Origin of the sequence: Candidatus Accumulibacter aalborgensis (assembly GCF_900089955.1) — a bacterium.
GTDB lineage: Bacteria > Pseudomonadota > Gammaproteobacteria > Burkholderiales > Rhodocyclaceae > Accumulibacter > Accumulibacter aalborgensis.
This window is the reverse complement of sequence record NZ_FLQX01000143.1, coordinates 18,764-38,699: the sequence shown is the minus strand read 5'-3', so window position 1 is coordinate 38,699 and position 19,936 is coordinate 18,764. Positions and strand designations below refer to the sequence as shown.

The window sequence follows — 19,936 nt, the reverse complement described above, 5'->3', positions numbered from 1 at the left end:
ACCCACGAAAATGGTCACGGGCGATTTTCGATCGCCGACGATCCAGGGCTGGAAGCAGGGCTGAATACAGGGCTGGACGCCGTCGCGCTGGTCGTCTGGCCTGGTTCACGCAAGGTCGCATCGACCAGCACGACGAACGAGATCACGTAATAAATCAGATCGAAGTGGGCCAGGCTCAGGAAAGCCCCGCCGACGGCAAAGCCCGCCAGGCTGACCTGTGCCATCCTCATCAGCAAGGGCACCCAGGACCCGTATTCCGGATGATCCCTGGTCTGCCTGGCAAGCCGCGCGGCCGTTCGCCAGGTCGTCACGCCAAGCAGGACGAACAGAATCAGTCCGGGAAAACCGTGCTCGCCGAGCATCTGAAAATAAATGCTGTGCGCAACGAAAGCCTGTCCGCCATGATAGACTCCCGCGCCCTCGGCCGGCGCATAGACGGCAAACACTTCCGGCGTGTCGACGACGAATCCGCCGCCCACCCATGGGCGATCCAGCGCCAATGCCCACAGCGTCTTCCAGGTGTAGACGCGCGACATTGCCGACTGGTCCTCCTCGTAGGTCTCGATGGATTTCATGCGCCCACTCCACGAATCGGGCATGAAAAGAACGGCGGCGGCGAGTGTACAGGCGAGCAGCGAGATCGTCAGTACCGGCCGGTTGCCTTTGAATCCCAGCAAGCTCGCCATGCTCACCAGGGCCAGCAGCGCACCGCGGGACTGACTACCGAGGATGGAGAAGGTAATCACCACGAGGCAGAACACCAGACCCAGACGAACGATGCGACGAGTAGAGACCTGCTGCAGGTAGTAGAATAAGGGCAGCAGAACGACCAGGGCCAGGCCGAGAGCGTTGTTTTCGGCCGCCATTCCTCCCGAGGGGCCCCATACGCGCCCGCCTCCGCCGGTCAGGACGGTCCAGATGCCACCCTTGATCCCATAAAAGCCAAGCGACAGTGCGACCACCCAGATCAGAGTCTGGATCTGCTGGCGACCGCGGATGAGCATGAATGTCACATACAGCGCGACGTGAATCTTCAGGACGAACAGCCAACGGTCGAAAACGACCTCCCAAGTATTGAGCGCAAACAAGGACGTAAACGACATCCACAGCATCAGGCCGACGTATACCACGGTAACGCTATTGACCGGGAAAGGACGGCGCTCGCGCGAGAACAGGAACGAGACCATCGTGGTGATCGCCACCACCTGGCCGAAAGGCATCGTCCGCGCGAACCCGAATGCGGCACGGTGGGGGAGCATCAGCGAAAGCCACGCCCAGACATAAACGCCCAGCCGCGGGCTACGCAGAATGAAGGGCAGCAGGCCGAAGATGATCGCCGTAATCAAAATGTCACGCACGAGCCTCCTCGTTGCCAGTTGTGAAGCCTTTGACCTGACTGACCACATAGCGAAACTTGCCGGAGGCCTCGTTGGCAAGGTCAGCAACTCTCTCGACGCGGATGTCGACCACCTCGCCCAACCTGGCCTTGAAGTCGCGCACGATGCGCTCTTCTGCCGCCCGGTCAAAGGCCGGCCCGGCCACCAGCTTGACGATGGTCTGGTCGATCGACACCTGCTCGATCCTGAAACGCTCGACTCCCGGCAGGTCCCGAACAGTGTAGATCAGCGCCAATCCATGCATCACTGTACCGTCATGGGCGACCACGAAGTCGGTCGTACGGCCCTGCACGTCTTCCAGTATCGGCAGGCCGCGACCGCAGGCACAGGTCCTTTCGCCGAGCACGCCGACATCGCCGGTCCGATAGCGAAGAAAGGGGAAGTCTCGCGTCGCCAGGTGCGTGACGACGATTTCCCCGGCCTCGCCGGGCGCTGTCGCTGCGCCGTCCGCGCCTACGGTTTCGACGATGATATCCTCGGCGCTGATGTGCAGGCTGCCGGCGGGGCACTGATGCGCAATGAATCCGGCATCGCGTGCGCCATAGCCGTTGGCTACCGGACAGCCGAAGACTTCGCTGATCACAGCCCGCTGCTCGTCGTAGAGCTTTTCGGAAGTGACGAAAGCGACCCTGATGCCGAGGTCGTTCATCGCCAGATTCTTCTGCCGGGCATGGCTGGCAATCAGCGACAGGCTCGACGGGTAGCCGAACAGCATCGCCGGGCGGGTGGCACGGATCGTCGCCACGAAGCGATCGAGATTGGTCGCCGACATCTCAAAGGCCGGCAGCAGGTGGCTTCTCATCAGCCCGTCGCGCACGCGTCGAATACGGTCCTGCGTGCCGAGTTCGATCGGGCTGCCCCAGACCACCAGTTCGGGGTCGCCGATGTCGACGTCCCACCAGCGCGTCGCACGCCACTTGGCAGCAACGTCGTGACTCTTGCGTCCTTTACCCATGTAGAAGATCAGCGGCTCGCCGGACGAACCGCCGGTGTTGTAACGCGTCAGTGGGCCATGGTCATCCGCTTTGAGGCGCTCGACATTGGCACGAATTTCCGGTTTGCCAAGCAGCGGCAATGCCGACAGGGCGTCGACCGCGCCTACCGACTGCGGGTCGAAACCGAGACGCCCAAACAGTTCCCGGTAATACGGGACACTCGTGCCGATGTCGACGAGGAAATCGTGCAAGCGCCGACCGCGCGCGCCGGCAAGCTGGTCGGCAGACCACCACTGACTCTGCTCCAGTCGCTTGCGCAGCGCCACCGAGTCGTGCCCCTTGAGGCGCTCATGCAACGGGAACAGGAAGTGCGAACACATCGCGGTATAGAGACTCAAGATTATCTCCTTGTGGCGACGGCACGGCGATAAGCATCCAGCCATTGCTTCCTGACTCGTGGCCAGGCGTATTTTTCCGCCTGCGCCAGCCCGGACTTCCACAAACCAGCGGCCAAGACAGGATCCTGCAAGACGCGGAGCAGCTCGTGCGCCATCGCCTCGTGGTCACCGATGGGCACCAGCAGACCCGAGACGCCGTGCTCGACCAGGTCCGGGATACCTCCCGCATTGCTGCTGACCACCGGCACACCACTGGCGAATGCTTCGAGAATCGAAATCGGCATGTTGTCCACCGTACTCGGGTTGAGCAGGCAATCCGCCGCTGCGTACAGTGCCGGGATGTCCGCATTGTCGATCCGCCCGGAGAAACGCACGCTCTCCTGCAGTCCCAACTCGACGACCAGCGCCTGCAGGCGGGCAAGCTCAGGGCCGGTACCGGCGACCGTCAAGCGCGCGCAGGGAAAGGTTGGCCGAATACACGCGAAGGCTCGAACCGCCGTCGCGATGTCGTAGATCGGCTCCAGATTGCGGGTGACCACCAGATGCGGTGCGTCAGCGAAGGCCCGCGCTGGCCTTGGCGAGAAGCGTGACAGGTCGATGATGTTCGGGATCACTTCCGCGCTCAGCCCGTAGCGTGAAAAGACGCGCTGAAGGAAAGCCGATGGCGTGACCCTCAACGAGGACTGAGCCAACAGGTGAAGAACGTGTCGCGGCGCGCGCGCAAAAAACGTGTCGGCATTCCCGCCCCGGTAGTTGATGATCACGGCGGTGTTGCGCAGCCGCGCGATCATGATCGCCGGTGCAGCCAGCAGATGCCAGGCCCAGCCCGAGTTGGCAAGAACGTGCATCACCCTCGCCCGCCCGGCCGCCCGCCACAGATGCAGCAGATAGGGCAGGAGTCGACAACCCGCGCGCAGCACCGGCAGGCCGCCAACCCATGCCGGTCGATAGGGCGCATTGGTACACACCAACTCGACCTCAATCCCTTCATCGCGCAGCAAGCGGACGAGTTGCTCGCACTGATTCGCCATCCCGCCCGGCGGTGGCGGCAAGGGTCCGACCACACAGAGCGGGAACATCTCATGGATCAAGATAGCGATCCATGCTTGCGAGGTGGGCATCCCAACTGTACCGAGCCAGTACCCGTTCTCGCGCCGCGACCCCCACTGATTCACAGCGCTTGGGATCGGACAGTAACACACCAATTTCCTCCAGATATTCGCCTTCGCTCCCAGCGGTAAGGAAATCCCGCCCGCGCATAGCATCAACTCCGGCGGCGCACTCTCTGGACGCAACAACAGGCAATCCCATAGCCATGGCTTCCAGGATCTTGTTTTGAACCCCGCGTGCCAGCCTTAAGGGAGCCACGACGACTGCCGCATGCCTCAAATACGGGCGTACATCTGGAACCGTTCCCGTGACCACGATTCCCTGCCCAGCCAATGACTGAACGGTAGCCGTCGGGCTGCGTCCGACAATGAAAAAGCGCAGTCTGGGCCATTTTGCCTGTAACTGCGGCAGGACATCGGCCGCGAACCACGTCACCGCATCGATGTTCGGCCAATAGTCCATGGCCCCAGTGAACACGAGTGGGAGTTCGTCTGCACCGAATGGCGAGGGAAACTCGTGTCTTGGGGAAAAGTAATCCGCGTCGACACCGTTGCAAATGGTCTCTACCTTGTCAGCACACTCGGGAACGAGCCGGCGAAACAAATCGGCTTCTGGTTCAGTGACAAAGAAGCAGCGTTCGGCGGTACGTGCCACGGAACGTTCAAAGGCCAGCAAACACTCGCCTTCTCGACGATAGAGCCAAGACATCGGCCATCTATGATTGGGTGCATATTGCGTCCATTTTGCCGAATCGACGTCAACAAAGTCGACAAGTTTACGTAACTCGGCAACGCCCTGGACAAACTGCGCCATAACCGAAGAAAAAAGTACAGCCACGTCAATCTGTTGTTCCTGCAACGTACGATTAACCCAGATCTGCAAATCAGAGTTACGATAATAGGGAAGAGTCAAGGCGCTCTTGCTCGCCAGGCCGCTGAGGCTACGGATTTTTGCGATCGTCGGTACGAGCCGGACCACGTGCAAGTCCGCACAATATTCGGCCACGGCACTCACATGAACCTCATCATCAGGGTCGTCAATAAACGTGCCCAAGAAGACGCGATGCCGGGCAGCCAAATATTTTAGCAAATGATACGAGCGAACCTTATCGCCCTTGTTCGGCGGATAAGGCAAGCGGTGTACAAGGTAAAGGAGATTTCTCATGCCGTCATTCCACAGCACTTGGAGCGATGCTCGGCGTTACGAGGGCCGCTTCCCGCGCAGTCAGGATCTTCATCTCAAAGAAATATTGCCCGCAGATATTCACCTTAATTACTTCGCGCAAGAGTATGCCCGCAGGCGGGCATTGCACTCCGTTCCGACAAGTCGGCGCACCAGCCGTGCGAGAACCCAATTCACGTACCATCGCTTCAGGGATCCCAATCGTTGCTCGGTAATGTAGCTGTGCCAGCGACTAAGCGCGAACCAAAGGCGCAGCCATTGCAAGAATGCCAAGTCGATTGTAGGTCCCAGCCGACTGTACCCCTTCAAGAACGCTTCTTGCAACTCTCCTTGTATTGGCAAAAAGCGGACGAAACGAGGTGTCTGCACACGCAAGGCAAGGTCAATCAAGAACATGGCGAGATCTATCTCCACAGCATTCTCGTGTGCGAGAGCCACATCGATCCCAAAAACTGCGCCTCCCCCCGCCAGCAGGAAGTTATCTGACTTGCAGTCACCATGCAACCAACTCACACTAGGGGTGTTCTGGACGAGTGCGCCACGCTCGGAGTCCAGCAACGATAGGCCCGCGCGAAACCATCGTTGATCAAGCGGATGCGCTCGCAACGCCTCTAGGTGCCGAATCTGGTTAGTGAGGTCTGGCGACTCTCGGCGAACTGGCCCCGCGGCATGAAACGCCCCCAGCCACCTTCCTACCCGCTCAAAACAGACCAACGCACGTCTGCGAGAATAGGAGTGGCAGAGAGTGTCCGTCAGCGACTGCCCTTCAACCCAGAACATCGCGTAAGCGCCCAGTTTGTGCTCGTAGAACATAGGCTCCGGCACACGAAACTCAATGCCCGCCAAACGCAGGGCTTGGCTGACTGAATCCAGGTTGGCAAATTGCTTCTCCGCGGTTGCTTGATCGGGCAAGTCAGTACCTGGCTGATAACAGCATTTTATGGCCAGGCGATCCACTGGACCTTCGTCTGTCGTCGCCAAGAAGACGTCAGAATTGGGCCTCACGCAAACGCGTTCGCGAACGACGATTTGTCTTTTCTGGCAAGAACGCAACGCATCCTGCAGTTGCTGGCAAGTGAGCCTGTCCATCCGACTCTCTCCCCTAGGCCTCTGACCAGCCAGGATGGTGCATGCCGGTGATCTCACTCACTTCCCGCTACCCGTTTGATTGGACGGCAAAACATGCTCGGTCACAACGGCCATGGCTTCGGATATCAGAGGGGCCAAGCGATACCTCCTCACTTCACGAAGGCCGGCACCACGCAAGAGTTCCGATAGATCACGTTCGGTCAACGGATACCCGGCGGGAGGCTGATTACCCAAGGCCCGCTTGACTCTGCGTCGGAAGCGCTGGTAGGGGGAACTGAGCGACTGCGTGAGCACGATAGGACCCTTAGTCAACTGAGCCACGGACTTGAGGAACTCAATCTGCTCGTCAAGCGGAAAATGCATCAGGACACGCGCGCACAAGGCCGCGTCATACCGTTTGTATTCAGCCTTCGCCAGTTCATGCACGTCAGCGACCTGTACGGTGAAACGCGCACCAAAACGATCGAGGCGGCGGCGCGCGACGTCCAACATAGGGGCGGATATGTCGACCCCGACGACCCGAAATCCGTTCTCCAGAAGGGCGCCTGCTAGGCGTCCCGTGCCGCACGGGACGTCCAAGACGGTACTGATGGTCGGGATGTCACGAAAAGCAGCTCTAATGATCTTCTGTTCAAGCGAATTGAACACCCTGCCGCTGATCGAGCTAAACCGCTCCCTGTCATAGCGCTCGGCAATGGCCACATCCTGATAGTGTGTAACTGGATCCCAATCCATCCTTACGACTCCTCGAAAATTAACGATGAAACAGGTCTAAATGGCATTGTCGCAAAAGGAGAACTGCCTCTTAGCAAGAGAACGACATGCAAGGTTGAAGCACATTAATCCATGCCCCGGCCGTAAGGTGCTAGCGCCTTGCGGTACACCTCCCGGTATCGTGCAACACTGCTCGCCCAAGTCCGCTCGCGCTCAACAAAGCGGCGAGCATACTCGAGAATCTGTGGCCATGACGGCCGCCTCAAAAGAATTTCGTCAATCGCCGCAGCCAAGGCGACCGCGTCGCCAGCACGAAACAGGAAGCCGGTTTCCCCGTGTCGGATCAGTTCGCGGTGTCCACCGACATCCGAGGCGACCAGAATACGTCCCAGTGCCATCGCCTCGAGCGGCTTGAGCGGCGTCACGAGTTCGGTTAGCCGCATCGGCAAGCGGGGATACACCAGCACATCGATGAGACCATAATAGCGCTTCACTTCGGCGTGCGGCACACGACCGGCGAAAATGACATACTCGGAAATGCCTGCGGCAACCACCTGAGCTTTCAGTTGGCACTCCTGTGGTCCGCCACCGACGAGCAGTAGTCGCAGCCGTGGATGCCGGGCCAACATCCGACGGACCGCTTCGATCAGTAGATCGAGCCCTTCGTAGCCGTAGAACGAGCCGGCAAAGCCGACGACAGTGGCGCCATCGAGTCCCAGAGAACAACGAAGCTCAGGATCCGGCCTAGCGCCGAAGGGAAAGGCCGCAACGTCCACCGCATTCGGAATCACCGTGACACGTTCCGGCACAACACCACGCGCGACGATATCACCACGGAGCCCTTCGCAAATCGTCGTGACTTGATCGGCACGTCTTACGGCAAAGGTCTCCATTGCCCTCGATAAACGATAACGTAAGCTGGCTTCAGCAGTCGAGCCATGATCGACGGCCGCATCCTCCCAAAAAGCGCGGACTTCGTACACGACTGGCAAGCGCCGCCGATGTCCGATCCATAGGCTCGGGAGGGCGTTGAGCACCGGCGAATGCGCGTGAATCAAGTCCGGCCGGGTCGCCTGGACGACTTCATCCAGCCGAGCCGCGGTCAGCCTCATCTGATTCAGGACGTTGGTGCCGTCGGCAGCCGGTGTACGATGGAACGTCCAACCATCGACGTCTTCCTGCGACCCGGCCTTAGTGCCCTGCTTCGGCGTCGTCAGATGAACCGTGTACCACCCCAAAGCGCGCTGCTCGCGCAGAATGGATAGCGTGCGAAAGGTGTAGCCACTGTGCAGGGGAAGCGAGTGATCCAGGACATGCAGGATGCGCAGGCTCATGATGACACTCCCGACGCGATGGCCACAGAAACCGCTGAACCTTCGGGCAACGGGTCTACCACATTACGCAGGAACGCCTCGAACATCAGCAGCGTCCACAAGGGCGAACTGTAGTCGCTCGCTCCCGACTGATGGGCGTCGACGAGATGCTGGAGATAGTGCTGATTGAACCACCCAGTGGCGGCCAGGCGAGGGCCAAGCACCGCCTGCCGAACGCGGTCCTTGAGCGGGCCGCGGAACCAGCGCGCCAGCGGCACGGCAAAGCCCATTTTCGGGCGATACAGAATCCCCGGTGGCAGGCTTGGCTCCATCGCCTTTTTCAACAGAAACTTGCCTTCCTGACCACTGACCTTGAGCGAAGACGGCAAGGTGGCCATCCATTCGACGAGTTCATGATCCATCAGCGGCTCACGCACCTCGAGTGAGTGTGCCATGCTGGCCCGGTCGACCTTGGTGTTGATGTCGCCCACCAGGTAGGTCTTGAGGTCGAGGTACTGGATCATGGCCAAGGGATCGTCGGTGCCCGCCCGCTGCGCGTGGTAGCGGAAAACTTCCTCCGCGTTGTAGCCATCGCTCTCGCTCCTGAAGCGGTCGCTGAACAACTGCGTCCGCATCGGACCACGGAGGATTGAAATCGAATGAAAATAGGCCTCCACCGTCGTTCGCGCCATCCCTTCGAAAGTGGTCTTGGCGCGGAACATGCGAGGCGCCCAGTCGGCTTTCGGGTAGACGCGGCCGAGCAGACCAAACAGCGGCCGCCGCAGGCGCTGCGGGATTGCCGAGCGCATACGCTCTTCCATCAGGTGCATGCGGTAACGCCGATAACCACCAAAGGTCTCGTCGCCACCATCGCCGGAGAGGGCCACCGTGACATGTTTGCGCGCCAATTGACAGACCCGGTAGGTGGGAATGGCCGAGCTGTCGGCATAGGGCTCATCGTACAGCCTGGCCAGCGTGTCGATCAGATCGAAATCATCACTGGCGACCAGGTCGCAGTGATGGTTGGTCCGATAACGATCGGCGACCGTTTGCGCGAACTCGGCTTCGTTGAAGGCCGGATCATCAAAGGCGATCGAGCACGTATTCACCGGCTCGGCCGACAGCCCGGCCATCAGCGCGACGACCGCACTCGAGTCGACACCGCCGGACAGGAAGGCACCCAGCGGAACTTCCGAGATCATGCGCAGGCGAATAGACTCGCTGAGCTTGGCGTTGAGCTGCGCACAGGCGTCTTCGACCGTATACGCGCCGTCCAGACTGAAGCGGACATCCCAGTACTCCTTAGGCTCGGCGACCGGCTGGCCGCGACGCAGCGTCAGCGTGTGCGCTGGCGGCAGTTTTCTCGCCTGGCGAAAGATGGTTCTCGGTTCGGCCACGTAGCCAAGCGCAAAGTACTCTTCAACCGCCAGTGGATCGATATCGCGCCTCAGCCCGCCGTGAGCGAGCAGGGACTTCAGCTCGGAGCCAAAGAGAAAAGTGCCGTCAGGTAACAGCGCATAGTAGAGCGGCTTGACTGCCAGCCGGTCACGTGCCAGAAACAGCGTCTCAAGGTTGCGGTCCCAGAGGGCAAAAGCGAACATGCCGCGAAAGCGGCGAACGCAATCGTCTCCCCAGGCTTCCCAGGCGTGGACAATGACCTCGGTATCGCTACGCGTATGGAAGACGTGGCCGAGAGCCTGCAACTCGGGGATCAGTTCCTGATAGTTGTAGATCTCGCCGTTGAACACCACGCAGACGGTCTGGTCCTCGTTGTAGAGCGGCTGTTGACCGGTCGACAGGTCGATGATCGAGAGCCGTCTGTGCCCCAGGCCGACGCCCGGTTCCAGGTGCAAACCGCCCTCGTCCGGGCCACGGTGGTGTTGCGATTCATTCATCCGCGTGAGCACGGCGCGATTTACCTCACGCTGGCCACGCGTATCGAAAATTCCGGTTATGCCGCACATGTCTTTGATTCACCCATTTCTTGACCGACTCTCACACCGGATTTTTGAGAAGTACGAAATTTGCTTCTAGCTCAACGCCGATGGTCGTCGGCTTCTCAAGACTCGCCTGTCTCCGTTTGCTAGCGGCAAATCAGGGCCTTGCTGCCTGACTGGCCGGCTCGCGACTTCAACAAGCTGTCGTACAGGCCTTGGTAGCGTTCACTCATCGCTTCCATGCTGAACTCCCGCTCAGCCCTTATCCGTCCCGCCTGCCCCACTGTCCGCGCCAGCAACGGGCTCATCGCATAGGCGGCAATCTTCTGTGCCATAGCCTCGACGTCGGCGACCCGTACCAGCTCGCCAGTGCGGCCGGCTTCGATCAACTCCCCATTACCGCCGACATCGGTGGCAATCACCGGCAGGCCGCTGGCCATCGCTTCCAGGATCGTGTTCGATATACCTTCGGAAAGCGACGGCAGAACGAAACAGTCCAGTCCGCGCAAAATCTCGGGCACGTCGTCGCGCTCCCCGGGTAACCAGGCCAAGCCTGCAACTCCAGCCCGTTGGAGGAGTGCCTGCGCCTGCACGCGCAGCGGCCCATCGCCAACCATCACCAGTCGCAGCCGGCTTTCCAGATCCGGAAACGCCGCCAGCGTGCGGATGAAAGCCTGCGCCAAAGCCGTCTGATTCTTGACCACCTGCATGCGGCCAACCGTCCCGACCAACCAGTAGCCCGGATCTGCGAACGGACAGCCGGCGATCGGTGGGCGCAGCGGGGCAGGATGAAAGCGTCGGGTATCAACCCCGTTGTAAATCTGCGCCACCGTCGCTTGCGAGAATCCGATTGTCGAGGTGAGATAGTGCGCGAGGTCACGTGACAGCGCCATGTAATGCGTCACGAATGGGCGGTAGCAGCGACGTACCCATTGATACTTCCTGCTGGAACCATCCAGATCGCCCACATCACGGCCATGTTCGCCGTGAATACGCACCGGAACTCCCGCCGCCCAGGCCGGAACGACAGCCTCCAGCGCGGCGAGGTTGCGACTGTGCACGATCGCCGGGCGTAACTCCCTGAAGAGTGCGAACAAGCGCGGATAGAGCCAGAACGTGTGCCCCGGCGCTTTCTTCAGGGCGATGAACTGCACGTCCTGACGCAAGATGCGCCGGCGGAAATCAGTAATCTCGGTCAGTGAAACCACCGCATGCCGATACGCGTCAGGCGGCATGTGATTGATCAGATTGGCGACGCCGTTCTCGAGGCCGCCCACATCGAACCTGAAAACCACATGGACGACCAATGGGCGCAGGTCATGACCTTGAATCATCGGGCTGCCGCCGTCTGCTGCAGCGTTTTCTCGATCACCGGTGCCGCGGCACGGGCAAGTTCTTCGAGCGCGGCCTCGCCCCCGCCGGCCTGGCTCTGCGGTGCATAGAGGATGATCACCGCCGAATCGTCGCCCTTTCCGGACAGCCGGGAAAGTGCCGTGTAGGCCTTGGCCAGCGCGTCGCTGGCAGTCCAGCGGCCGTTGACCCAATACCACTGCCAAACCAGCAGACGCTTGCCGTCGCCGGCGCTCAAAACGGCCGTGCGAACCTTGATCGCCTGCTGATTGAACGATATTTCGCGCGTGCCGCCGGTTACTCGGGTCCACACGTGATCGTCGCCGGTCACCAGGACGTTCGTCGAACTGACCAACCTGTGCTGCTGATCCTGGTTGCGGTAGTAGGCGAGAAAGAGTCCTGCCAGACGGCCGTCACTCTGCAGGCTCATTTGCATGCTTGCCGCCGGGTTCACGAACCCTGGCTGCCAGTCGTCAATGCCCTGTGGTGCGCTCTGCCAGCCGGCAACCTGCCCGAACGAGGGAAGCTGGGTGATCGGCGGAGCGAGATTGTGCTCCATCTGCCATTGCGCATACACCCAGAGAGACCCCACGAGCACGGTCGCCAGCGCTGCGCCCCACGACGACGAAGCTGGTCTGTCAGGCAAGACGCTCAAAGCGGCAGGTTCGGGTTCGGGCGCAGGCTCATCCTCCCGCCAGCGTGCACCGATCCAGAACATGGCCATGATCACCATGCCAAAGAACACCCAGCCGTAGACCAGATGGTCGACGCCGACGGCAAGTGTGTTTCCCGACAGATGGCCAATCATCACGATCATGTAGGCCCGCGCCCAGTTGGCGATGATCGGCACGATGATCGCAGCAGCGACGAACAATAGTCGCCGCCGCAGAGAATAATAAGTCAGATAGGCAAACAGCGTTCCCACGGTGACCGAAGCGATGAGGTAGCGGATACCGCTGCAAGCCTCGACTACCGACCAACTGCCGGTGGGAATCACGAAGCGCAGTCCCTCGCTAAGCACCGGGATGCCGCTGAAGCGCAAGCCAAGGATGGTGAAGTACGCCGTCCAGTCCATCAGCTTGGCCGTGGCGAACTCACCGAACGGTACCGCGAAAAAAAGGAACAGCAGGGGAAACGTCATGCGCCGTGCGACCTTCCAGCCAAGCACCGCCGGCACCGCAAGTACGAGCATGAAGACCAGCGCAAACTGGGGAATTACATTGACCGCTGCCAGTTCACCCAAAAACCAGGCGAAACCAGCCCCGGCAAACAGCAGCACCGCCAGATAGCTCGGCTTGGGTGCCAGCACCGCCAGGCTTGAGCGGATTCTCCAGATCAACCACAGCGTGATCGGTGGCACGATGAAGCCATGGGCATAGGTGTCTGAACGTGCCCAGATGCTCGCCATCGCCAGCGCCGTTTCACGAAAGAGCACGAGGATCACCGCCAGTACCACGATCAGCGTGGGCAAAGCAGTTCTCCAGCCCGGATGAGCGGCAAACGAAGCGGGCGTCGGTACGGGCGGGTTCATGGCTTGACTTTCAGCGGATGTCTGGTGCGCGCAGGGGTCATCGGTTCACCCTGCGCGCGTGGGAAGAGCCTGAGCGCGATCACCCGAGGTGGCGAACAATCAGCGGCCCCAGCCAGTTGGCGACGCCTATCGGCAGCCGCCGCCAGGTCTCGATGAGCAGACGGTATTTGGCATTCGACGGATTGTTTTGCGGAATTGAGTCGCGGCGGTAGAGGCAATACTCGTAAAACAGCGGCTGTGGCTCGAACCCCCAGTTCTTCTTGAAGGCAAAGGACCCGGTACCCTGCTTGCTGCGACCGTAGTCGAAAACCTTCAGCCCCCGCTCGCAGGAGCGGCGCATCAACTCCCAGTACTTGAAATCGTTGGCCGCAAGCTCGCGCGCCGAGACCTCGTCACCGGCATAGTAGGGCAACACTTCGTCGCGAAAATAGAAGCTCAGGACGCTACTCAGCGGACGGCCCGATCCTGTCGCTCCATCAACGACGGTAAGTACCTCACAATCGGCAGCGAACACCTGCAACAGGGCCTCGAAGTAGCGCCTCGAAAAGGCCGGCGTCCCATGGCGGTGGACGTTGTCGGCATAGAGCGCGAAGAAGCGACCAGCGTCGGCGTCAATCTCGCTGCGCAAGCCGTTCTTGATTCCCTTGCGCACCATCGCGCGCTGCTTGCGCGGGATGGCCAGCAGGTTGGCTTCTACCTCAGGTGCAATGGCCTTGCGAAATCTGACGTAGAGATCCTGTGTCGGCCATTCCGGATGACGTTGGCAGACGTTGCGCAACTCCAGATGGCCCACGTCGAGGCGACTGGCCAGTGCCTGCGCCTCAAGTTCCAGCGCCGCGGCCGCCGCCGCGCTGGTCGCAGCGACGCCACCATAGACTGCAAATGGCAGGCCCACCAGCGAGTTCCCGAACAGCACGCTGTTCACTTGCGCCAGCGGCAGAACGCCTTCGACCACTCCCGCGCGCTCGGCGTATAGAAAATACGTTCGATGGCCAAAGACCTGGTCGATGATCTGTTGCCAGCCGGCCTTGTGGAAGAAAGTAGCTTCCGGACAGGCATCAACAAAAGCCTCCCAGCGCGCCACCGCAGCACGGTCGTCAGCGTCCAGGTGCTTGACCGAAATTGGTGCGCTCGCCGCAGCGAGGCGGGCAGCCTCCTCAGTACTCATCCTCATGCTTTCACCAATGGCAACTGGGCAGCGCTACCGAGAAACACCTCATCCATACGCCCCCAGTTGAAGTCGGCAATCAGTCGCCTGAGTCGGCCTTCAGTGTGTTGCAGGTTGACGTAGTGGCGAAAGCGCGTCTTGGCACTGATACCGGGAATTCGCGGCTGGCCGGCATCGATTTCCCAGGGGTGAAAATAGAAAATCGCCGGCTGACGATCGATCTCATTGACCTTTTGCAGCAGCCAACGCGACAGCGGATAAGGCAGCAGGCGGAAATAGCCGCCGCCGCTCGCTGGCCAGTTCCGATTGAGGAATCGCGCAGTGGTCACCGGCAGTTCGACCAGCCCCGCACGTACCTGGTGCGCGAAGCGTGGAGCGTCCGGCATGCCGTAGTGATCATGGCGGATCGGGTAAATGCTCGAACTGTAGCGATAACCCGCCCGTTCGAGGCAGTCGAAAGCCCAGAGATTGCTTTCGCCAATCGAAAAGCTCGGCGCGCGGTAGCCTTTGACCTCCTGCCCGGAGAGGTCTTCGAGCATCTTCTTGGCCCGCTCGACGTCGGCAGAAAAATCAGCTTCAGTCATCTCACTGGCCCGCTGATGACCGTAGCCATGGCTGGCCAACTCATGACCACCGTCGACGATGCGGCGCACCAACTGCGGGTAGCGTTGGGCAATCCAGCCGAGCGTGAAGAAGGTGGCCCTGGTCCGTTGTTCACCGAGCATCAGGAGAATCCGGTCGACGTTCCGTTCGACCCGGCATTCGCGCGTTTCCCATTGATCGCGCGGAATGTAGGGGGCCAGCGCGGAGACCTGAAAGTAGTCTTCGACGTCTATCGTCAGCGCGTTGGTCAATGGTTGGCTTGGCATCGGGCAGCTCGTCAGTCTGGCGTCTGGCACTGCGCATGGCGGGCGAGCAGCCACTGGCACAGATCCTCGGCGATTCTCGGGGCTGCGTAACCATCCCAGAGCTCGGGGATGCGGCCGCTTTTGCCGGTCCCACCCAGAATCTCGTCGACGCCCTTGCGGATCGCCTGCGGGTCGCAGCCAACCATGGTATTGGTTCCCTGCTCGACGGTGATCGGACGTTCGGTGTTGTCACGTATGGTCAGGCACGGAACTCCGAGTGCCGTCGTTTCTTCCTGCAAGCCCCCGGAATCGGAGAGTACAAGTCTTGCACCGGCCAACAATCCGAGCATTTCGAGGTAACCCTGCGGCGGCAGCAGGACGATGCGACTGCCGGCCAGCAGTTCAAGCAGACCAAAACGTTCGATGTTGGCACGCGTGCGTGGATGGAGGGCAAAGATCAGGGGCAGTCTGTCCGCGACTTCGCGCAACACGGTCAGTAGTGGCGCGAGGGTCTGCGCGCGATCGACATTGGATGGCCGGTGCAAAGTCACCACGCCATAACCCAGCGGGTCATCGACCACCGCCGGATCGATACCGGCCATCTGCAGGCTCTTCGCCGGCGAGTGAGCAAATTCCCGATTCGAGAGTAACGAGTCGATCATCACGTTGCCGACGAAGCGCACGCGTTCCTCGGCAACGCCTTCACGCGCCAGGTTGGTGTGCGCGCTGCGCTCGGTGGTGTACAGGCGGTCGGCAATCTGGTCGGTGAGCAGCCGGTTGATCTCCTCCGGCATTGCCCGATCGTAGCTGCGCAGACCGGCTTCGACATGGACCACCGGCACGCCCTTCTTGGCGCAGACCAGAGTACAGGCCAGGGTCGAATTGACGTCGCCGACGACCAGGACGCAGGAAGGTCTGTGCGCATCGACGACCGGCTCGAAACGTCGCATCACCTCCGCTGTCTGCACAGCGTGGGTCCCTGAACCGACCTCGAGGTTGACGTCAGGATGCGGTAGGCGCAGGTCGACGAACAAGCGATCGTTCATATCGTTGTCGTAATGCTGACCGGTGTGGACGAGCAGCGTCGGCACGGCCGGACGATGGCCGCCGAAAGCGCGCAGGATGGGGGCCATTTTCATGAAATTGGGCCGTGCGCCGACGACGCAGACCACCGGCCCCAAATCAGCGGGCCATACCAACTCATTCGACAAGACTCATTCCCTTCACTGTTTTGTCCGGACTGCATCCACCAGTTGCTGGAGCAGGGAGAGAAGCGCTGCGTTATTGCGTTCGAGCCGGAACATGCTGCGCTCGACGCGGATCATTCGCTGCTCGGCGTGACTGCTTTTCAGATCAGCAATCACGCGCGACGCCTGATCTGCCGTACTCGGGTCCATGGCGAGCCGAGACAGGTCGATGTCCAAAATGGCGCTATCTGTCGCTTCCGGGTTCATGGCCCCCTGATCAGCCTCGTTGATCTGAACAGGCGACATCGGCGAAGCCGCTTGCGTCTCCTCCCGGAGGTCCTTGGCCACTTGTTCGACGTCCGTACGTTGGAAATCGGTCTTTCCATTCAGGAAACCGGACAACAGGAGACGATCGCAATGCGAGTTGATGCGTCGCGGCACACCGCCACTGGCCTCGAAAAGCGCCTCGAAGGCTCCGGCATCGAACTTTGGCAGGCCTTGCGACCCTGCGCACTTGAGCCGGTGTTCGATATAGGCCTGCGTTTCGTCTTGATCCATCGGGCCAATGTGACAGGCAGCAATCACGCGTTGCCGCAACTGCAGCATCTGCGGGCTTTGCATGACCCTCCGGAACTCAGGCTGACCAACCAGGAATGTTTGCAACAACGCCTGGGTGCCGAACTGGAAATTCGACAGCATGCGCAGTTCTTCAACCGCACGCGGCGTCAGGTTCTGCGCTTCGTCGACAATCAGCAGGCAACGCTTGCCCTGGCGGGTGATGTCGACCAGGTACGCCTCGAGCGCCAGCAGCATATCCGACTTGGCCACATTCTTCGTCCCGACGCCGAAAGCCGCGGCCACCATACGCAAGGTATCCTCGGCGTCGAGTTGCGTGGTGACCAGTTGAGCAGCGACCACTTTCTCGGCATCAAGGTCATTGAGCAAACCGCGCACGATGGTTGTCTTGCCCGCCCCAACCTCGCCGGTGACCACAATGAAGCCCTCGTTCTGATTCAGGCCATATTCCAGGTAGGCCATCGCCCGGCGGTGCTGCTTGCTGGCGAAATAGAACGAGGGGTCTGGATTCAGTTGAAAAGGCTTGCTGGTCAAGCCATAGAAGGACTCGTACATGACGTCCGATCAGAAACTGTAGGACAACCCGCCGGTCAGCGCGCTCTCGGTGTAGCCAGTCAAGCCACTGGCGATCACCCGTCGTGCCGTCATGTTGGCGTTGGTGTTGGGCGTCAGCCGACTGGTAAACAGCAGATACGCGCCTTCGGTCTTGGTATCGGGCGAGTTGGCCGTGAAACCGATGCTGCGCTGTTGATTGATCGATAGCGAGAGCGACGAGAAGGCCGTCAACTGATGTCCCCAGACGATGCCAAAGCCGCGTTGAAGCGTCCGACTGCTCGTCGAAAAGTTATCGGTCACCCCGTTGGCGACGGTCAGCGGCTGTTGCTCGTTCTCCGTCGCCGTCAAGGTGACGGTATTTCGAGCGCCAAGCAAGGCAAAGGAAACGTTCTGCAGGCTCTGCAAGTTTGGCCGATTGCTCAGATAATCACTGAGTACAGCGCCGTTTGCCGGAACTCCTCTGCTTTGCAGAACCTGATTGACCTGGGCACTGATTGCCTCCGCCGGTAGCCCAGGGTTGTTCGCCGCGATGATCGCGTAATAGGCGTCGTAGTTGCTCCCCTGCCCGGTGTTGCTGACGCCAGACGGCTGGAAAGTGACGTTCCTGCTCGCCGTATAGGTGATCAATGAGAGCGGCATCCGGTGGCTGAAACCGACCTGGTAGCCATTGCCGAAGAAACGCTGGGTCGCGGTCGCTTCGAACTTGGTGCGCGGGCCAGGCGTCCACAGAACGCCAAAACCCGAATCGCCATGGGTCTCCTGCTGCGAACTGACGTAATTATTCGATTCCTGCCCGGCAATCAGGGTAAGCTGAATCTCCGGATTGAAGCGGTAAGAAAGCGTTGCCCCATAGCGCGTGTCTTCGGTGTCCCGACCCACCTGGTAGTTGGTGCTCACCCTGCTCGCATCGAGCGACCAGGTGAGCGCACTCAAGGCCGTAAGGCCTTTGATCTTGCCCAACCACTCGCTGGTCGTCAGGTCGGAGGTCAGCGATGACTGTGAGGTGGTGGTCGCCACCTTGTAGCGCAAAATATATTCGCTGGACGACATGAATCTCCCTTTTATGTACGGGGAAATGGAGTAGTTCGAGGTCTCGGTCTGGTTGTTGTTGATGCTGGCACTACTCGGTGACACATTGCCGAAGGGAGAAATGTACTGTTGTGAGATGGTCCCGGTAGCATCGATGAACAACCAGTCCTCGATCGCCTGGAGCGTGCCAATCGCAGTCAGCGCATTCTGATGGTTGTTCGAAGCGGACTCCCGTGCATAGAGGTTTTCCGTGAGCGAATAGTTGAGGCGCAGGCTGGCACGAGCGCCCTTGCCATCGATCGAGATGCCTGGAGTGATCGAGGACACCAGATCACTGGTTGGTTTGGTAGAGGTCAGAAACACATTGTTGGTCAGGGTTTCGTTGACCGCGATGATCGGTTTGATCTGCCACTTTGGCGCGCGTGCGCTGGCCGCGACGCCGTCGGTTCCCGCATCGGTCGCCGGGTTCGCGGAGTTTGGCGTCTGGCTTGCCTCCAGGGCCGGCGCGATGTCGCCCACCTGAGCATGCGCCGGAAGCGCCGCGCAGATCAGCGCGACACCGAACCACGACGCCGACGTCTGGCCGCCACGACCACCTTTCCTGACCTCCTTGCCCGGTCGTCGATCACTCGCCGAAGGCAGCGCCCGCCGTGCAGGGCAGTCCACCCGTTCAAGCACCTTCTGAACCATAGCCATAACCGTAGCCATACCCATAACCATAACCATCCTGGGTGCTTGCGCGCGCCTGATTGAGCAGCATCAGCTTTACCGGGCAGGATTCAATGGCCGCCAGAGCGTGCTTGAGATCGCTGCGACAGGTTGATTCTGCCCGCACCACGACAACCACTTGTCCCATGTGCGTGGCCAGCACTCGTGATTCCGTGGTCATCAGCAGTGGTGGCGAATCGAAAATGATGATCCGATCCGGGTAGCGACTGGCCATCTCGTTGAGCAGGTTGATCATGGCGTCGCTGGCCAGGAGTTCGGTTGCCCGCGGGTGCTGCGTGCCGCTCGGCAGAATGGTCAGCTTCTCGACGCTGGTGCGCATCAGGACCTGGGACAGATCGACCGACTCGTCGGTGAGCACGTCGAGCAGTCCGCGCGCCGGCGGGACGCCGAGCATTCTGAGCACCGAGGGCTTGGGTACATCGGCGTCGACCAGCATCACCGTGTTGTCCAGTTCCATGGCAATGCTCATCGCCAGGTTTATCGCGGTGAAACTCTTGCCCTCACCGGAGAGCGCACTGGTGACCATGATCAGGTTGCCACGCTTTACCGGCGCAGCCCCCTTGCCCATCGCATTGGCAATCAAGGGCCGCTTGATGACGCGATACTGGTCGGCCAACTGCGAGCGCGGCGCATCCGGACTGATCAGACCCGCCTGGACGAGCGCATTCAAATCCAGCTCGACGTACCGGGAAACAGGCCGGGCATCCGTCGACGAAGCCACCACCACCTGGGTAACGGCAGGCCGCTCTATCGGCGCCGGCGCGTCGGAGTCGACAACCGGCACGGGAGGCGGCAGTTGCTCAGCGTCACCTACCGCCCCGGGAACCTCCACGCCGGCCTTGCGCAGTTGTGCCAGACGTGTCGCCGCTTGTTCAATGAGGCTCATCA

16 protein-coding genes are annotated in these 19,936 nt (G+C 60.5%); all 16 read right to left on the bottom strand.

The annotated features are described in order from the left end of the window. Positions 1-14 precede the first annotated feature (14 nt). On the bottom strand, positions 15-1,358 hold the full coding sequence (locus ACCAA_RS17205) for a putative O-glycosylation ligase, exosortase A system-associated (protein WP_186408480.1): 1,344 nt from the start codon (positions 1,356-1,358) through the stop codon (positions 15-17). After that, positions 1,351-2,730, bottom strand: a complete 1,380-nt coding sequence (locus ACCAA_RS17200) for a phenylacetate--CoA ligase family protein (protein ID WP_245754641.1) — start codon at positions 2,728-2,730, stop codon at positions 1,351-1,353. Before ACCAA_RS17200 ends, ACCAA_RS17205 begins: the two co-directional genes overlap by 8 nt. Before the next feature lie 2 nt (positions 2,731-2,732). Beyond that, the gene (locus ACCAA_RS17195; protein WP_245754644.1) at positions 2,733-3,809 is read right to left on the bottom strand and encodes a glycosyltransferase family 4 protein; all 1,077 of its coding nucleotides are present in this window, start codon (positions 3,807-3,809) and stop codon (positions 2,733-2,735) included. A 1-nt stretch (position 3,810) separates the two neighbouring features. Next, positions 3,811-5,004: a TIGR03087 family PEP-CTERM/XrtA system glycosyltransferase gene (locus ACCAA_RS17190; protein ID WP_186408478.1), complete on the bottom strand. Its 1,194-nt coding sequence runs from the start codon at positions 5,002-5,004 to the stop codon at positions 3,811-3,813. A gap of 108 nt (positions 5,005-5,112) precedes the next feature. After that, entirely contained in the window at positions 5,113-6,111 is a 999-nt protein-coding gene (locus ACCAA_RS17185; protein ID WP_186408477.1) for a phosphotransferase, read from the bottom strand. A gap of 57 nt (positions 6,112-6,168) precedes the next feature. After that, complete coding sequence (locus ACCAA_RS17180) at positions 6,169-6,846, bottom strand: class I SAM-dependent methyltransferase (protein ID WP_186408476.1); 678 nt, start codon at positions 6,844-6,846, stop codon at positions 6,169-6,171. A gap of 104 nt (positions 6,847-6,950) precedes the next feature. Further along, on the bottom strand, positions 6,951-8,159 hold the full coding sequence (locus ACCAA_RS17175) for a TIGR04063 family PEP-CTERM/XrtA system glycosyltransferase (protein ID WP_186408475.1): 1,209 nt from the start codon (positions 8,157-8,159) through the stop codon (positions 6,951-6,953). Further along, the gene (locus tag ACCAA_RS17170; RefSeq protein ID WP_186408474.1) at positions 8,156-10,102 is read right to left on the bottom strand and encodes an XrtA/PEP-CTERM system amidotransferase; all 1,947 of its coding nucleotides are present in this window, start codon (positions 10,100-10,102) and stop codon (positions 8,156-8,158) included. The genes ACCAA_RS17175 and ACCAA_RS17170 overlap by 4 nt, the downstream gene beginning before the upstream one ends. Positions 10,103-10,221: 119 nt before the next feature. Beyond that, complete coding sequence (locus tag ACCAA_RS17165) at positions 10,222-11,409, bottom strand: TIGR03088 family PEP-CTERM/XrtA system glycosyltransferase (RefSeq protein ID WP_186408473.1); 1,188 nt, start codon at positions 11,407-11,409, stop codon at positions 10,222-10,224. Next, positions 11,406-12,956 carry an exosortase A gene (gene xrtA / locus ACCAA_RS17160; protein ID WP_186408472.1) on the bottom strand — a complete coding sequence of 517 codons (1,551 nt, stop codon included), beginning with the start codon at positions 12,954-12,956 and terminating at the stop codon, positions 11,406-11,408. Before xrtA ends, ACCAA_RS17165 begins: the two co-directional genes overlap by 4 nt. A 79-nt stretch (positions 12,957-13,035) precedes the next feature. Beyond that, positions 13,036-14,130, bottom strand: a complete 1,095-nt coding sequence (locus ACCAA_RS17155; RefSeq protein ID WP_186408471.1) for a FemAB family XrtA/PEP-CTERM system-associated protein — start codon at positions 14,128-14,130, stop codon at positions 13,036-13,038. Next, a complete protein-coding gene (locus ACCAA_RS17150) occupies positions 14,127-14,993 on the bottom strand; it encodes an XrtA system polysaccharide deacetylase (RefSeq protein WP_186408470.1) in 867 nt (288 codons plus the stop codon). The genes ACCAA_RS17155 and ACCAA_RS17150 overlap by 4 nt, the downstream gene beginning before the upstream one ends. Before the next feature lie 11 nt (positions 14,994-15,004). After that, entirely contained in the window at positions 15,005-16,111 is a 1,107-nt protein-coding gene (wecB, locus tag ACCAA_RS17145; RefSeq protein ID WP_245754640.1) for a non-hydrolyzing UDP-N-acetylglucosamine 2-epimerase, read from the bottom strand. Between the two features lie 84 nt (positions 16,112-16,195). After that, on the bottom strand, positions 16,196-17,290 hold the full coding sequence (locus ACCAA_RS17140) for an XrtA/PEP-CTERM system-associated ATPase (RefSeq protein ID WP_186408468.1): 1,095 nt from the start codon (positions 17,288-17,290) through the stop codon (positions 16,196-16,198). Between the two features lie 9 nt (positions 17,291-17,299). Next, on the bottom strand, positions 17,300-19,015 hold the full coding sequence (locus ACCAA_RS17135; protein ID WP_186408467.1) for a TIGR03016 family PEP-CTERM system-associated outer membrane protein: 1,716 nt from the start codon (positions 19,013-19,015) through the stop codon (positions 17,300-17,302). Then, positions 18,990-19,934: an XrtA-associated tyrosine autokinase gene (locus ACCAA_RS17130; RefSeq protein WP_186408466.1), complete on the bottom strand. Its 945-nt coding sequence runs from the start codon at positions 19,932-19,934 to the stop codon at positions 18,990-18,992. The genes ACCAA_RS17135 and ACCAA_RS17130 overlap by 26 nt, the downstream gene beginning before the upstream one ends. Between the last annotated feature and the right edge of the window lie 2 nt (positions 19,935-19,936).

What these genes read in the sequence shown, in the direction of transcription:
- ACCAA_RS17190 (WP_186408478.1), bottom strand. Translation starts at nt 5,004, where the DNA reads ATGAGAAATCTCCTTTACCTTGTACACCGCTTGCCTTATCCGCCGAAC.
- ACCAA_RS17155 (WP_186408471.1), bottom strand. Translation starts at nt 14,130, where the DNA reads ATGAGGATGAGTACTGAGGAGGCTGCCCGCCTCGCTGCGGCGAGCGCA.
- ACCAA_RS17185 (WP_186408477.1), bottom strand. Translation starts at nt 6,111, where the DNA reads ATGGACAGGCTCACTTGCCAGCAACTGCAGGATGCGTTGCGTTCTTGC.
- ACCAA_RS17180 (WP_186408476.1), bottom strand. Translation starts at nt 6,846, where the DNA reads ATGGATTGGGATCCAGTTACACACTATCAGGATGTGGCCATTGCCGAG.
- ACCAA_RS17175 (WP_186408475.1), bottom strand. Translation starts at nt 8,159, where the DNA reads ATGAGCCTGCGCATCCTGCATGTCCTGGATCACTCGCTTCCCCTGCAC.
- ACCAA_RS17170 (WP_186408474.1), bottom strand. Translation starts at nt 10,102, where the DNA reads ATGTGCGGCATAACCGGAATTTTCGATACGCGTGGCCAGCGTGAGGTA.
- ACCAA_RS17165 (WP_186408473.1), bottom strand. Translation starts at nt 11,409, where the DNA reads ATGATTCAAGGTCATGACCTGCGCCCATTGGTCGTCCATGTGGTTTTC.
- ACCAA_RS17130 (WP_186408466.1), bottom strand. Translation starts at nt 19,934, where the DNA reads ATGAGCCTCATTGAACAAGCGGCGACACGTCTGGCACAACTGCGCAAG.
- ACCAA_RS17140 (WP_186408468.1), bottom strand. Translation starts at nt 17,290, where the DNA reads ATGTACGAGTCCTTCTATGGCTTGACCAGCAAGCCTTTTCAACTGAAT.
- ACCAA_RS17135 (WP_186408467.1), bottom strand. Translation starts at nt 19,015, where the DNA reads ATGGCTATGGTTCAGAAGGTGCTTGAACGGGTGGACTGCCCTGCACGG.
- wecB (WP_245754640.1), bottom strand. Translation starts at nt 16,111, where the DNA reads ATGAAAATGGCCCCCATCCTGCGCGCTTTCGGCGGCCATCGTCCGGCC.
- xrtA (WP_186408472.1), bottom strand. Translation starts at nt 12,956, where the DNA reads ATGAACCCGCCCGTACCGACGCCCGCTTCGTTTGCCGCTCATCCGGGC.
- ACCAA_RS17195 (WP_245754644.1), bottom strand. Translation starts at nt 3,809, where the DNA reads ATGTTCCCGCTCTGTGTGGTCGGACCCTTGCCGCCACCGCCGGGCGGG.
- ACCAA_RS17150 (WP_186408470.1), bottom strand. Translation starts at nt 14,993, where the DNA reads ATGCCAAGCCAACCATTGACCAACGCGCTGACGATAGACGTCGAAGAC.